Raw genomic sequence first — 14,801 nt, 5'->3', positions numbered from 1 at the left:
GCCGCCGCGCCGCCGGCGGTCCCGCCGAGGACGCGCTGGGGGCTCTCGTCGGCTTGAAGCTGCGACCGCGTCGCCTGCGCGAGGCGGCCGCGATGTGGCGCGCGGTGACGGACGCGGTCGGCATCGCCGAGCGGGACGCGCTGTGGGACTATCCGGACCTGATGCCCGACGCCTCCGACATCGACGATCCGTCCGCCCTCGTCGCCCGCCTCCAGGCCCGCGCCCGCGGTGAGGAGCCGCAGCCGGACGAGATGGACGAGGCCCTGGCCCGGCTCCTGGACGGGGACGACTTCTCCGGCGCGGACTCCGACGCGGCGACGTCCGAGGAGGCCGGATCCTCCCCCGCCCGGCCCGAGACCGGCCCGGGCGATCCCGACGTCGACCAGGGCCAGGACGGGCCCGTCGACGACGGGCGGGACGGCACGGACCCGCACGACGGCAGCGGCGGCGAGAAGCCCGTCTGACTCCTCCTCCCCCGCACGCGCAGACCCCCGGTTCTCCACGGATCGTCTGCCTCGGCCCTGCGGCGAAGCCCCGAGCATCAGACTCGGAGCATGCCGCAGATCAGACTCGACCCCGCGCACCCGTTGCTGTGGCGAGACGCCGACTCGGCGCAGTTCGGCGTCGACGGCATCGTCCGGCTGGACGCGGTCGAGCCCTGGGCCGAGCGGCTCCTCCACGAGCTCGCCCGCGGAGTTCCCGAGATCTCGTTCGACGTCGTGGCCCACGGCTGCGGGGCGCCCCGTGAGGCCGCGCGGCGGCTTCGCACGCAGCTGGCGCCCGTTCTGATCGCACCGAGGCCCTGCGTGACGGTGCGCCTCGATGCCGCTCCCCTCCTCGACCCGTGGGCCCAGCTGCGGATGATCGAGGCGCTCGCCGACCAGGCCGTGACGATCGACGACGACGCCGACGCGGTCCCGATCCTCCTGCTGCGCCGTGGCGCGACCCCCGCAGCGGGCGCGGTCGCGCATCTGCGTGACGACCGGGTCCACCTGCCGATCGCGTTCGACGCCGGCGGAGCGACGGCCGGCCCGCTCGTCGTTCCCGGACGCACCCCGTGCCTGTCCTGCCGAGACGCCGCGGACCGGGAGCACGATCCCTCGTGGGCGGCCGTGCACACCCAGCTGCTCACCCACGATCCCGGACGCATCCCGCTCGCGCGCATCGCGGATGCCGCCGAGATCGCGGCCGAGCTCCTCGCGGAACGCGAGGACGCGATCCGCAACCGGTCGAGCCGGATCGTCAGGATCGGCGTCGACGGCCGCCGCGCATCACGCTCGGTGCGGTTTCACGCAGAGTGCCGGTGCCGATCTCCGCGAGGAATCGCGACGGCCGCCGCTCCGCCCGTCCCGACGATCGCGACCACGTCACCGCGAGGGTACGCGCGGCCCGCGTGATCCCCACATAGGCGAGTCGGCGCTCCTCGTCGATGGCGTCGAACCCCGTCGCGTACGAGATCGGCAGCAGCCCCTCGGACCACCCGGCCAGATACACGTGCGGCCACTCCAGCCCCTTCGCGGCATGCAGGGTGGACAGCGTGACGGTGCGCAGCGTCGGCTCGTGCTGATCCTTCGCACGGGCCAGCAGCGCGTCGCTGAAGCTGCGCAGCGTCTCCCCGGGCGGCGCGTCCTCGGCCAGCTGCAGGAGGGCGCGCCGGGCCTCCCAGACCTCACGCAGGGCGCCACCCGCCTCCGGAGGGTCGTCACGGAACCCGAGGCTGCGCAGCACGTCCCGGACCGCAGGAAGGAAGCCGTGCTCCGTCGGGGCGACCGCCGCTCCGCGAAGAGCCAGGACCGCCTGTCGGACCTCCGGCATGTCGAAGAAGCGGCGCCCTCCGAGCACCGTCGCGGCGATCCCCTCGGCGGCGAGCGCCTGCAGGAGCGGCGCCGACTGGGAGTGCGCGCGATACAGCACGGCGATGTCCTCGGCGGGCTCGCCCTGGGCCACGCGCGCCCCGATCGCCGCGGCGATCGCCGCGGCCTCCTCCGCGTCGGAGTCGAAGGCGGTCACCGTCGGAGGCTCGGCCGTGGGCGTCGCCCGTGCGGCGACCAGCTCGAGCGCGCCCGGGCGACCGTGCATGAGGGCGTTCGCGGCGCTCAGCACCGGACCGTCCGAACGGTAGTTCGTCTCCAGGCGCACGACGACGGCGTCCGGGTGCCGTCGCTCGAACTCGAGGAGGAAGCGCTGGTCCGCGCCCGCGAAGGAGTAGATGGTCTGCGAGGCGTCCCCGACCACGCACAGGTCCCGCCGGTCGCCGAGCCACAGCTCCAGCAGACGGTTCTGCAGCGGGGACACGTCCTGGTACTCGTCGACGGTGAAGTGACGGTACTGCTCGTGCACCGCGGCGGCGACCCTCGGCTCCGCCTCCAGCATGCCCGCGCAGGCGAGCAGCACGTCCTCGAAGTCGAGGCGGCGCCGCTCGTCCTTGAGCGCCTCGTACGCCCGGGAGAGCTCGGCGAGCGCCGTCGCGTCCAGGCGGCCGACCGACCGCCCCTGAGCCGCTGCCTCGTCGATCGACAGCATCGAGACCTTGCGCCATTCGATCTCCGAGGCGACGTCCCGCAGCGTCGCGGTGTCCGGCCGGATGCGCAGCGTATCGGCCGCCTGGGCGAGGAGACGGACCTTGTTGTCGATGATGCCGGGCGCCGGCGCTCCGGCGAGTGACGGCCAGAAGTAATTCAGCTGCGAGAGCGCGGCGGCGTGGAAGGTCCGCGCGGCGACGCCCTCGACGCCCAGAGCGCGCAGACGCCCGCGCAGCTCCCCCGCGGCCTTGGCCGTGAAGGTGACCGCCATCACCCGGGACGGCGTGTACGCGCCGGTCTCGACGCCGTGGGCGATCCGGTGCGTGATGACCCGGGTCTTCCCGGTGCCCGCGCCGGCCAGGACGGCCACGGGCCCACGCAGCACCGAGGCGGCTTCACGCTGTCGTTCGTCGAGCCCGTCCAGCGCGCTCACGCGCGCTCCTCGTACCAGTCCCGGATCAGCGCACGCGCGATGGAGGCCGGCCCCGGAAGCCCGACAGGTCCGTCTCCCGCGAGAGCGGAACCGACCTCGGCGCGGGTGAGCCAGCGCACGTCGATGATCTCGGTGCCGTCGCCGTGCGCCGCGCTCTCGTCGACCGCGGTCGCCCGGAACCCGATCATGAGCGATCGGGGGTAGGGCCACGGCTGCGACGAGCGATAGCGCAGGTCCCGCAACCTGACCCCGGCTTCTTCGAGGATCTCGCGGTGCACGGTCGTCTCCAGCGATTCCCCCGCCTCGACGAAGCCCGCGAAGCACGAGTAGAAGGCCCCTCGCCAGTTCGCGTTCGCGCCGAGGAGGAGGCGGTCGCCGTCCGCGCTCTCCACCGCCACGATCACCGCCGGGTCCGTTCGCGGGAAGTGCTCGCGCCCGCACGCCGGGCAGCGGCGCGACCAGCCGGCCTGCCGCAGCTGCGCACGGGTGCCGCAGGCCGGACAGAACGGCGCCTCGCGCAGCCAGCCGCTGAGCGCGGCCCCGGAGACGAGGATCTCGGTCTCCTCGGCTGACAGACGCGCCGCCGCGTCGCGGACGTCCGCCCAGGACCCGTCGTGGTCGAGCGCGGCGTCCCGGTCGAGAGCCGCGAGCAGCACGGCGGTGCCGTCCGCGCGTCGCCCGAGCAGCGCCCACTCGACGTCATCCCCCGCGAACGCCGGATCCGTGGCCGGGTACAGTCGCAGGCCGTCGGCGGAGAGCGGCGCCCGGCCCGCGCGGACCGGAAGGACCCGGGTCGCGGTCTCCGCACGCAGCTGCTCCAGGATCTCGGGCCGGTCCCGTTCGGCACCGGCACGGTCCAGGACGGCGTGCGCCTCGTTCATCCGTTCCCTCTCCGCGGGCTGGCGTTCCAGGCGTGGCGCGGCCCGGCGGGCGGTGCCGCCGACCTACCCTGGTGGCATGGCTCGCTCTCCCTTCACTCTAGCCGCGGCTGTCACGGCCGCCGTGCCCGGAGCCGAGGTCGTCGGCGCCCGCGCGCTGTCCGCCGACGGCGACGGGCGCTTCGACTCCGCCGTCGCCACGCTGGCCGACGGACGCGAGGTCGCCATCCGCGTCGCGAGCGACGACGAGACGAGCGCGGAACTGGCGTCAGAGGCGATCGCCCTGCGCGCGCTCACCGCCGGCGCGCGGGAGATGCTCCCCTTCGCGGTCCCCGAGGCGCTGGGCGAGACGCGCGTGGGCGAGGCGCGGGCGCTGGTCTCCTCGCTCGTCCCCGGCTTCCAGGTGGAGGCCGCCCACATCCCCGCCGGGCGAGGCGCCGCGACGGCGATCGGCGCCGCGATCGCCGGCATCCACGCCCTGCCGCTGTCCGTTGTCCGGGCCGCCGGTCTCGGTGAGCGCACGCCGGAACAGGTCCGCGAGGACATCCGCGAGCTCGTCGACCGCGCCGCGGCGACCGGACGGGTCTCGGCGCGGCTCACCGTGCGCTGGCGCGAGGCGGTGGAGACCGACGACGTCTGGCGGTTCGAGTCCGCCGTCGTGCTCGGCGGCGCGCACGCCGGCTCGTTCCTGTTCGAGGACGACCCCGACTTCGGGCCGGAGGTCTCCGGCGTGATCGGATGGCACGGGTTGCGCATCGGCGACCCCGCGGCGGATCTCGCATGGCTGGCGTCCGCCCCGGATGCGCGGGAGGACGTCCATTCCGCCTACGCTTCCGCGACGCTGCGCTCCCCGGATCCGGCGCTGCGCGTCCGCTCCCGGCTGCTCGCCGAGCTCGAGTTCGCCCGCTGGCTGCTCCACGGCGACGAGACGCGGCGTCCGGACATCGTCGACGACGCCGCGCAGCTGCTGGACTCGCTCGCCGAGGGGATCCGCACCGACGATCTCGTGCCCCGTCGCGGTCCCGGGGCGGGCGTGGACGAGGCCATGGTCGCGCTCGAGAGCGTGCCGGCCACCGCGACCGCCGAGGTGGACACCTCGATGCAGACGGACGCCTACGATCCGAGCGCGTTCGCGGGCATCGCCGCGGACGACACCGCCGCCTTCGGACCGCGGCACGACACCGGGGAGTCGCCGGCGGCGGATCGGACGGTGCCCGGGACGGACGGGGCGGATCCGGACGACACGGCCCCGATCGATCTGGACGGGGAGGCGTTCGACGCCGCAGGCCTGCGGCCGGACGACGGTCCCGCGGACGATCGTGCCTCCTCCTCGCCCGCGGCCGCCGTCTCCTCCGACGAGGAGGAGGCTCAGCGCGCTGCGCGCGCCGCGTTCCAGCGCTGGAGCAGCTCCTCCTCCGAGTAGACCCGGTCCCCGCGGATCACGAGGTCGTCCCCCACGTAGAACAGGGCGACGTCGATGTCCGCCATCGGCACCCCCGTGCTTCGGTGGTAGGCGAGACGGTAGAGCGCCAGCTGGAGCATCCGCTCCTCCCGCTCCGCCGGCGTCGCGGGCGGGCGCCCGGTCTTCCAGTCGACGATCTCGATCCGACCGCCGCGGTCCTCCCGGCGGTAGACGGCGTCGAGCTTGCAGATCACGATGCGGCCGGGATCGCCTGCGGACGGCGGGAGCGCGAAGTCGATCTCGGTCTCGACCGCGATCGGACGCAGGGGCGCCCATTCGGACCGCTCGAAGATCTCCCGCAGTCGTGCCAGGTCCGCGGCGTCCGCTCGACCGATCTCGTCGCCCTGGTTCTCCTCGGCGTCCTGCTCCCAGAGCGCATCATCGGTGGAGGCGCCGGCCCCGACGAGACCGGACCGGTGCTCCACCCAGGCGTGAAAGAGCGTCCCCAGTCGTGTCTGCCGGTACGGTCGTTCGGGCATCGGCCTCGTCAACGACCGGACGGTGCCGGAGAAGTCCGTCACGTAGTCCTTGAACCGCGACGCGGGGACGCGGGTGGGTGCGTCGGCATCAGTGCCGCGGCGTCGCGCCTCCCGCTCCGCGAGCAGCCGCTGCAACACGCGGTCCGGTGCGGGGGCCGGGCCGTCCGCCGCCGCCCGCACGGCCTCGGCCGCGTCGACCACGCGCGAACGCCGATCGCCCAGCGGGTCGAGGGGCCACGATCGGGTGAGACCGGTTCCGTCGTAGGGGTTCTCGTCCGGATCCGTCTCGCCGATCTCCTTCAGCCCGAGCGCGTCGATCGCCTCGCGCAGGAACGGGCTGGGCGTCCGCGGCGTCTTCTGACCCGCCCAGTGCGATCCCGACAGCAGGAGGTCATGCCGCGCCCGCGTGAACGCCACGTAGGCGAGACGACGCTCCTCGGCACGCTGGTACTCGCGGTACGCGTCCTTGAACCTCGGGAGGGCGCCGCGCTTATCCGGGTCCCGGCTGCCGCTCGCCAGGGAGTCCAGCGCCGCCTTGTCCTGAGCGCGGGCGTCCGGCCCCGCCGCCTCCCTCGCGGCCTCGGGGTCCCAGTCGAACCGGGGCAGCGCGTCCCGGTCGCCGCGGAGCGGGAAGGGCACGACACCGAAGCCGAACCAGCCCTGCGCATCCGTCACCCGCCCGGGAAGCTCGTCCTCGACCAGCCGCACGACGGCGACCGCGTCCCACTCGAGCCCCTTCGACCCGTGGATCGTCAACAGCTGGACGACGCCGGGCTCGGGCGGCTCCGGCCGCGGCATGAGCTCGTCCGTGCTCTCGGCCTTGTCGAGCCAGGCCAGGAGACTCCCGATGCTCCCCCGCTCGTCCGCGGCGAGGAAGGCGCGCACCTCGTCGCCGAACGCCCGCAGCTGCGTCCCGGCGAGCCGAGCGGGCCCTCGGGACTCGTTCGCGGCGAGCTCGATGTCCAGCCGGAGCTCCAGCTCGATGGCGCGGATGAGTTCGGGGATCGGCTGCCCGGCGGCCCGGCGCAGCCTCTCGAGCATCTCACCCGCCTCTCGGAGACGAGCCCGACCCTCGGGGCTGATCCCGGCGAGCAGGCGGTAGTCGTCCGGCAGGGAGCGGACGACATCCACGGCGTCGACGATCGAGACCGCCTCGTCGGCTCCGCGCGAGGCGCGGAGGCGCTGTCGGACCTCCTCCGGCAGGGGCGTGTAGGCGCCGTCGCGCTCGGCCAGCGTGACGGCGAGGTCGTACAGGGCCGCCATGTCCGCGACGCCGACCGCGAAGCGAGGGCCGACGAGAAGCCGGATCAGAGCCGAGCCCGAGGTCGGATCGTGGATCACCCGCAGCGCCGACACGACGTCGACGACCTCCGGTGTGGACAGGAGCCCGCCCAGTCCCAGGATGCGGTGCGGCACGCCCCGCTGGGCCAGCGCGGCGGCGAAGGTCTGCATGTGGCGCTTCGAGCGGAACAGGATCGCGCCGGTGTGCGGAGCGGGGCCCTCGCCCGGCGAGCCCGGACCGGCACCGGCGGCGTGCGCGGCGCGACGCGCCACGAACCAGTCGGCCACCTCCGCCGCCTCGTCGTCCACGGTGAGCGGGAAGCGCACCTGCACGTCCCCGATTCCCGCGCCGGGACGCGGCTCGAGCCCGGGCACGTCGAGTCCCGGGCGCTGCAGCGGGACGAGGACCCGGTTCGCGGCGTCCAGGATCCGCCGGTCGTTCCGCCAGCTCGTCATCAGGCTGTAGGTCGCGGCGCGGCTCTCCCGGGCAAACGCGCCGCCGAAGGCGTACAGGTTGTCGGCGCTCGCCCCGCGCCATCCGTAGATCGACTGATGCGGGTCGCCGACCGCCATCACGGCGGAGTCGTGGAAGAGCGCGGACAGGAACCGCGTCTGGATCACCGAGGTGTCCTGGTACTCGTCCAGCAGGACGACCCGATGCTGCTCCCGCAGCTCCGCGCGGACCTCCGGGGCCGCCTCCACGATGTCGAAGGCGCCGCCGACCTGGTCGGCGAAGTCCAGGACCCCGCGCCGGTCCTTCTCGGCGATGTAGTCGCGCACGAGCCGGACGAGCACGGGCATCGTGAGCAGGTTGGTCACGGCCGTCTCGACCTCGGCACGCGCCCGGTACGGCTCGAACGCGCGGGCCTGGTCGAGGGCGAGCTGCTCCATCCGATCGAGATCGACCCGGTGGTCCAAGACGTCGCCGGCCAGCCTCTGCACGGCGTCGATCACCCCGGTCACCGACCGGTCGATCTCCTCCAGCCCCGGAAGCTCGGCCCGGAGGACCACGTGACGCGCGATCAGCCAGGACGCGGACTGACTGAGCATCGCCGCCTCGGGGTCCCGCCCGATGCGCGCGGCGTGCTCGCGCACCAGCGCGTCGGCGAAGGCGTTGTACGTGGAGACGCGAGGGCGGATCATCAGGTCCTCGATCGCGCGCGGCGCCGTCGGATCCCATCCCGTGTCGAATCGCTCGGCCAGCTCGTCCAGCACGTGGCTGCGCACGAGCGCTCGCTGCCGCCCCGGCGCGGCTTCTTGGACGCGCCGCAACGCATCGCCCGCGACGATCTCCGGCACGTGCGGAAGCAGACCGCGGACACCGAACTCGTCGACCACGGCGAGGCGGGCGCCGATGCGCTCCCCCAGCTCACCCGCCGCCTTGCGGGTGAAGGTGAGCCCGAGCACCTCGTCACGCCGCACGTGCCCGTTGGCGACCAGCCACACGACGCGCGCCGACATCGTCTCGGTCTTGCCGCTGCCCGCACCGGCGACGACCAGAGCGGGCACCGGCGGCGCCTCGATCACCCGCTGCTGCGCCGGCGTCGGAGTGGGAAGACCCAGTGCCGCCGCGATCTCGACGGCGGAGACGCCGCCGCCGTCCGGCCAGGCCGGATCGCGGAGCAGGGCCCCCTCCGGCCTCACGCGGACACCGCCGGGACGGTGTGGATCCGGCAGGTCTGCACGCGGACCTGCGTGTCGGCGCAGTGCGCCTCCACCTGCGCGGTGAAGCTCGACGCCGCCATCCCCCTGGCGGCGTCGGCCACCCGGAGGAGGAACTGCTCCCGCGCCTCGTCGGCGAGCGTGTGCTGATGCGCCACCCGGTAGTCCGCCTTCCCGACCGTCTTCGACACGATCACCAGCCGCGCGCCCGCAAGCGCAGCGGGGCTCGCCCCGTCCACGAGCCCTTCCTGCACGGCGATCTGGTAGGCCGACAGCTGCGCGTGCGCGGCGACGGCCGACTCCGTGTCCGGCTCGTACTTGCCGGTCTTCAGGTCGACCACCACGACGCGCTCCCCTGCTTCTCCCGCGGCCATCTCCGTCCACCGCTGCCCCCGCGCCGCAGCGTGCTCCCCGGCCCCGGCCGGGTAGACCTCGACACGGTCGATCGCACCGTTGACGAGGGCCTGATGCGCCGCGCGCTCGGGGTCCGGTGCGCGCACCACGGGCGCATCGGGGTCGGTCAGATCCACGGCGAAGCGGAAGGTGCCCTCGGCGGCGACCACCCGGCCTCCGTCCCGGGCGACGGCGGACAGGTAGGCGTGCAGCCGCTCGATGTACAGGTCGGCCCGGCGTCGTTCCTTGCGCGCGATCCACGCCGTCTCGAAGTCGAGCTCGGGCCAGTGCTCCTCGACGACCGCGCGCAGTCGTTCCAGGTCGCCGTCCGGCACCCGTTCCATGGCCTCGTGCACGATCGTGCCGAGTCCGGCGGACGGCGGCAGCACCGTGTCGCCCCCGAGAGCCGACACCACCCAGTTGAGACCGCACTCCTCGAAGGACTCGACCTTGGACGGCGAGACCCGGACGCCGGTCGTCTCCAGATCCCGCAGCGGCGCGGAGGTGGACGCGGGACGCACGCCGTACCACTCCTCCGGTGCGGCGCCGGGGACGCCCGCCTCGGCGAGCAGCCGCAGCTGCCCCGCCGCCTCGGCGCGAGCGGCTGCATGCGCGGGGATCGGCGTCGTCGTCGTGAGCGTGCGGCGGTGCCGCGCGACCAGCCCGCGCAGGGTGAGCGGGTGCGCGAGGAGGTCGTCGTCGTCCGTGCGCGGCGCCGGCAGGAAGGAGAAGAACGGGCTCGGGCTGCGATCGTCGTCGTCGACGGCGGTCACCATCAGTCGGCGGCGAGCCCGGGAGATCGCGCGCACGAACAGCCGCAGCTCGTCGTGCAGCGCCGCGCGTCGGCGGTCGACGGTGGTGTGCACGTGCTCCGGCTCCCCGGTGCGCGCCGCCGCGATGACGTCCGCGAGCCGCCAGGTCTCCAGCAGACCGCCCCGCAGGCGCAGGTTCGGCCAGACGCCGTCCTGCACCCCGGCGACGACGACCGCGTCGAACTCCGTGCCCAACGCCGATGCGGGCGTGAGCAGGGTGACCGTCCCGGCGCGCTCCGGGGCGGAGAGGGAGTCCTCGGGGACGTCGCTCTCCAGGATCTCGTGCAGGAACTTCTCCGGGCCGTTCTCGGGCGAGCGTTCCACGGAGCGCTTCGCGGCGTCGAACAGTGCCACGAGCGCGTCCAGGGCACGAGCCGTCTCGGCTCCGCTCGCAGACGCCGCCGCCTCCTGCCAGGCCGTCGCCAGACGCCGGCCGTCCGGCGCGCGCGAGGCGTCCCACACCCGCCACAGCAGATCGTGGATCGTCTCGCCTCGGGCCGCGGCGGCCGCGACGTCCCGCAGAAGCACGGCGAACCGATCCGCCGTCCGGGCCTCCGCCGTGTCGATGTGCGCCAGCAGCGCCGGTTCCGCGAGCGCGTTCCGCAGCAGCTCTCGTGCCGGCGTGGCTCCCCCCGCTTCGAGCTCTCGATGTCGCAGATGCGCGCGCAGGCGGCGCAGTCCGACGCCGTCCAGACCCCCGAACGGCGTCCGCAGCGCCTCGGCGAGCTCCAGCGCGTCCCGATCGGCGGCGGGCTGCAGCGCCAGCCGGACGACCCCCAGCAGGTCGCGCACGATCGCCTCGCTGCCCAGCGGGTGCTGGACCCCCGCGGCGCGCGTCGGGACCTCGCGGGCCGCCAGCTCCGTCTCCAGCTCGGAGATCTGCCGAGTGTCGTGCGCGATCACGGCCATACGCTCCCAGGGGATGCCGTGCGTGAGGTGCCAGTCCCGCAGGGTGACCGCGATCCGATCGATCTCCGCGTGCGGTGAGGGAGCGAGGGCCGTCGTCACCGGCGGGTCCGCCTCGGGGCCGTCGTCCGCGGGAGCAGGGGCGTCCGGCGCGCGACGGTGCTCGATCCGTCCCGCGGTGCCGATCGTCTGCGTCACGGTCCGGGTGAGAGCCGTCAGCGCCGGCACCTGACGATGCGGCTCGTCCAGCACATGGACGTCGCCGAGGACCGCCGCCAGTCCCGCGAACAGCTCCGGACCGACACCGCGGAACGCTCCCGAGGAGATGTCCGGGTCGCCGAATGCGAGCACCGCGACACCGCGCTCCCGCAGGGCCCGCACGAGGTCGACCCCTCCGGCGGTGAGCTCCTGGGCGTCGTCGATGAGCACCGCACGCAGCGCGCCGAGAGGCCCCAGCAGCGCGGCATCGGCGGAGCGCAGGATCGCGGACGCCTCGGCGACGAGGTCCGCGGCGTCGCGGTGGCTCGACCGAGCGCGGTCGAGGACGCGGCGGTAGCCGGTCTGGAAGTCGGCCACGGCGTGCCAGGCGGCTCGATCCGTCGCCCGCAGCTCGCTCGGGCTGACCCGCAGCTCGGCGCACTCGGCGAGGAAGGCACGCAGCTCCGACCGGAACACCCGTGAGGACCGCACGGTGGCGCTCAGCGTGCTCGGCCACCGGACGATCCCTTCTGCCTCGTCCTCCGCATCCTGCTCCAGCAGGGCCGCCACCAGGCGGTCCTGGTCGGCCCCGGTGAGCAGGGCCGGCGGCTCCTGCCCGGCCCTGACCATCGCGCCGCGCACGATCTGGAAGGCGAAGGATCCGATCGAGCGCGCGAGCGGACCCGGCGTCGCGACGCCGATGCGGACGCCGATGCGGTCGCGCAGGGCGGTCGCCGCCTGTCGGCTCGGCGTCAGGGCGAGGACCTCGTCCGGTTTCGTCCCCTCCTCGAGCAGTCGCGCGACCCGGTCGACGAGCGCGGTGGTCTTGCCCGTCCCCGGCGCCCCGATCACGGTTCCCGAGGCGTCCACGGGCGCGGTGACGACGGCGCGCTGGCGGAGGTCTTCGGGCATGTCGTCCACGCTAGCCGGGACGCCCGACACCGGGGCCCTTCCCGCCCCGACGGCGGCCGTCGCCGGGGCGGGAATCGCTGTCCGCGAACGCCGCCCGTTCCCGGCTCCCGGGACCCGGCCCCGCGATAGAGTGGCCGAGAACTCACCGACCTGCACGATCTGCAAGGAGCGCACGCGTGGAAATCCGCATCGGCATCATCAACACCGGCCGCGAGCTCAGCTTCGAGACGAGCACCCCCGCCGACGAGGTCCGCAGCCAGGTCGCCGCGGCTCTCGACCAGAACTCCAGCCACGTGAGCTTCTCCGACGTCAAGGGCAACTCCTACATCGTGCCGACCGCGCACCTCGGCTACGTCGAGCTCGGCACCGAGGAGTCGCGCCGGGTCGGCTTCGTCGCCTGATCGCGATGTACATCCTCCTCGCGATCATCGCCGCCTGCGCCGCGGGAGTGGCGATCCACTTCGCCCTCCCCGGGCGCGAGACGCGCGGTGTCGCCGTCGCCCCCGCGGTGACCACGGCGACGGCCGCCGCCGTCTACACGCTCGCCCAGTGGGCGGGGTTGGCCGAGAGCAGCGTCTGGCTGTGGCTGGCCTCGCTCAGCGGAGCCGTGGTCCTCGGGGTCGCCGTGACGCTCGTGCTCACCTCGGCGCGCACCCGCTCGGACGCGGCGCAGCGGGCCGAGCTCGGCATCTGATCCCGCCGACACGGGACCGGCGCGGCCCGACCTCTAGGAGGCGAGCCCCATCGCGTCCATCCGACGGGCGTGGGCGCCCATCAGCTCCGTGAAGACGGGCTCGACGCGACGCTCGTCGTCCTCGCCGAGCTGACGCGGCCGCAGCGCCGCCCGCGCGACGAGGAGCGCGTCGCCGACCAGGCGCCGCCCCCACATCGACAGCAGAGAGCGCCACTCCTCGTCGCTGGAGATCGTCGCCTGGATGATGTCCACGATCTCGTTGCGGTCGTCCGCCGCCGCGAGGATGTCCATGACCTGCCCGCCGGCACGTCCGTAGCTCGACGCCAGGGCGAGATAGAAGTCGTCGAGCATCCCGGCGGTGAGGTACACCGCGAGCAGCGTCTCCCGCGGACGCACGCCGATCGTCTTGCGCCGGAAGGCGTCGAGCTGCTCTCGGAACGGGAGCATGACCTCCGTGGGGTCGTCCCCGCGCTCGCGGATCACGTCCACCAGACGCGTGTGCTTGGTGAGCGCCGCGCCGGCCGCGCGCGACAGCGCCTCCTTCTCGGCGAGCTCCGGCGTCGCGCGGATGAGGCGGGTGAGGGTCTCGAAATAGCCCAGCTGCAGGTACGCCGCCTGGCCCAGGAACGTGTTCAGATCCGGAGCGAGCTCCGCGAAATCCACCCGGGTCGCATCGCCCAGGTCGCCCCGGGAGCGGAGCACGAGCGCGCGACGCGGGGACTTCCTCTGCCAGAACCACCTCACCACGCGCTCAGCCTACTGCGGCGGGCGCCCCCTGCCCGGACGAAGCGGCGCGAGCCCTCTGCGACACGGCTCCTCCGGCGCGGAGCCGGCCCTCGGGTAGGCTTATGTCGCTCCGGCGTCGGACCGGGGCCCCGCGCCTGTGCTTCGAAGAACGGCGTGGATCCGTACTCTAGGCGGTGCCCGAGGAAGACGACGGGCCGCCGGACAGGCTGTGCAACAGTGACGACTTTCGCCGAACTCGGCATCGATCAGGACATCGTGGACGCCCTCGCGGCGAAGGGGATCGTGGATGCCTTCCCCATCCAGGAGCAGACCATCCCCCTGGGCCTTCCCGGCCAGGACATCATCGGACAGGCCAAGACGGGCACCGGGAAGACCTTCGGGTTCGGCATCCCGGTCGTCCAGCGGCTCGGCATCGACCCCGAGCCCGGCGTCAAGGCCCTCATCGTGGTGCCCACCCGGGAGCTCGCCGTCCAGGTCTACGAGGACATCGACCTGCTGACCTCCGGACGCTCGACGAACGTCGTGGCGATCTACGGCGGCAAGGCCTACGAGGGTCAGATCGAGCAGCTCAAGGCCGGCGCGCAGATCGTCGTCGGCACCCCCGGCCGACTGATCGACCTGGCGGGGCAGCGACTGCTCGACCTCTCGAACGCGACCGAGGTCGTGCTCGACGAGGCCGACAAGATGCTGGATCTCGGCTTCCTCGCCGACATCGAGAAGATCTTCCAGAAGGTGCCGGCGGTGCGCCACACCCAGCTCTTCTCCGCGACGATGCCCGGCCCGATCGTGGCCCTCGCCCGCCGGTTCATGTCGAACCCGATCCACATCCGCGCGAACGACCCCGACGAGGGGCTGACCCAGGCGAACATCAAGCACATCGTCTACCGCGCGCACTCGCTCGACAAGGACGAGGTCATCGCCCGCATCCTGCAGGCGGAGGGCCGTGGGAAGACGGTCATCTTCACCCGGACAAAGCGCGCCGCCCAGCGGCTGGTCGACGAGCTCGCCGACCGGGGGTTCAACGTCGGCGGCGTGCACGGCGACATGGGTCAGGAGCAGCGCGAGCGGTCCATGGCGGCGTTCAAGGCCGGCAAGAAGGACGTCCTGATCGCGACCGACGTCGCCGCACGAGGCATCGACGTGGACGACGTGACGCACGTCATCAACCACACGATCCCGGACGAGGAGAAGACGTACCTGCACCGCGCCGGTCGCACCGGCCGCGCCGGCAAGACCGGGATCGCCGTCACGTTCGTCGACTGGGAGGACCTGCACAAGTGGGCCCTCATCAACCGCGCGCTGGAGTTCGGCCAGCCCGAGCCGATCGAGACGTACTCCTCCAGCCCGCACCTCTACACCGACCTGAACATCCCGGAGGGGACGAAGGGACGCCTGCGCACGGCGCCCGCGGCGGAGAAGCCC

10 protein-coding genes are annotated in these 14,801 nt (G+C 73.7%); 5 read left to right on the top strand and 5 right to left on the bottom strand.

Going from position 1 to position 14,801, the window contains the following annotated elements; translation table 11 throughout:
• A partial coding sequence (locus tag MR1_RS15820; RefSeq protein ID WP_174522551.1) for a zinc-dependent metalloprotease occupies positions 1-464 on the top strand: 464 nt, incomplete at its 5' end.
• A gap of 778 nt (positions 465-1,242) precedes the next feature.
• Here MR1_RS15820 and MR1_RS15815 read toward each other — a convergent pair.
• On the bottom strand, positions 1,243-2,955 hold the full coding sequence (locus MR1_RS15815; protein WP_067249092.1) for an ATP-dependent helicase: 1,713 nt from the start codon (positions 2,953-2,955) through the stop codon (positions 1,243-1,245).
• Positions 2,952-3,836, bottom strand: a complete 885-nt coding sequence (gene nudC, locus MR1_RS15810) for an NAD(+) diphosphatase (protein ID WP_067249089.1) — start codon at positions 3,834-3,836, stop codon at positions 2,952-2,954. Before nudC ends, MR1_RS15815 begins: the two co-directional genes overlap by 4 nt.
• A gap of 76 nt (positions 3,837-3,912) precedes the next feature.
• On the opposite strand from nudC, the gene MR1_RS15805 reads away from it, so the two are divergent.
• A complete protein-coding gene (locus tag MR1_RS15805; RefSeq protein WP_067249085.1) occupies positions 3,913-5,256 on the top strand; it encodes a phosphotransferase in 1,344 nt (447 codons plus the stop codon).
• Here the strand turns inward: MR1_RS15805 and MR1_RS15800 are convergent.
• Positions 5,202-8,699 carry an ATP-dependent DNA helicase gene (locus MR1_RS15800; RefSeq protein WP_255218174.1) on the bottom strand — a complete coding sequence of 1,166 codons (3,498 nt, stop codon included), beginning with the start codon at positions 8,697-8,699 and terminating at the stop codon, positions 5,202-5,204. The genes MR1_RS15805 and MR1_RS15800 overlap by 55 nt on opposite strands.
• Complete coding sequence (locus MR1_RS15795; protein ID WP_067249082.1) at positions 8,696-11,938, bottom strand: ATP-dependent helicase; 3,243 nt, start codon at positions 11,936-11,938, stop codon at positions 8,696-8,698. Before MR1_RS15795 ends, MR1_RS15800 begins: the two co-directional genes overlap by 4 nt.
• A gap of 176 nt (positions 11,939-12,114) precedes the next feature.
• On the opposite strand from MR1_RS15795, the gene MR1_RS15790 reads away from it, so the two are divergent.
• The gene (locus MR1_RS15790) at positions 12,115-12,339 is read left to right on the top strand and encodes a DUF3107 domain-containing protein (RefSeq protein WP_067249077.1); all 225 of its coding nucleotides are present in this window, start codon (positions 12,115-12,117) and stop codon (positions 12,337-12,339) included.
• 5 nt (positions 12,340-12,344) lie between these two features.
• Complete coding sequence (locus MR1_RS15785) at positions 12,345-12,632, top strand: hypothetical protein (protein ID WP_067249075.1); 288 nt, start codon at positions 12,345-12,347, stop codon at positions 12,630-12,632.
• Between the two features lie 33 nt (positions 12,633-12,665).
• Here MR1_RS15785 and MR1_RS15780 read toward each other — a convergent pair whose 3' ends face one another.
• Positions 12,666-13,379, bottom strand: a complete 714-nt coding sequence (locus MR1_RS15780) for a ferritin-like fold-containing protein (RefSeq protein WP_067249072.1) — start codon at positions 13,377-13,379, stop codon at positions 12,666-12,668.
• A gap of 216 nt (positions 13,380-13,595) precedes the next feature.
• On the opposite strand from MR1_RS15780, the gene MR1_RS15775 reads away from it, so the two are divergent.
• Positions 13,596-14,801, top strand: a 1,206-nt coding sequence (locus MR1_RS15775; RefSeq protein WP_067249069.1) for a DEAD/DEAH box helicase, incomplete at its 3' end; no start/stop codon positions are given.

The organism is Microbacterium resistens NBRC 103078, from assembly GCF_001552355.1.
GTDB lineage: Bacteria > Actinomycetota > Actinomycetes > Actinomycetales > Microbacteriaceae > Microbacterium > Microbacterium resistens.
The sequence above is the reverse complement of the archived record's forward strand: the minus strand, read 5'-3'. Positions and strand labels throughout refer to the sequence as shown.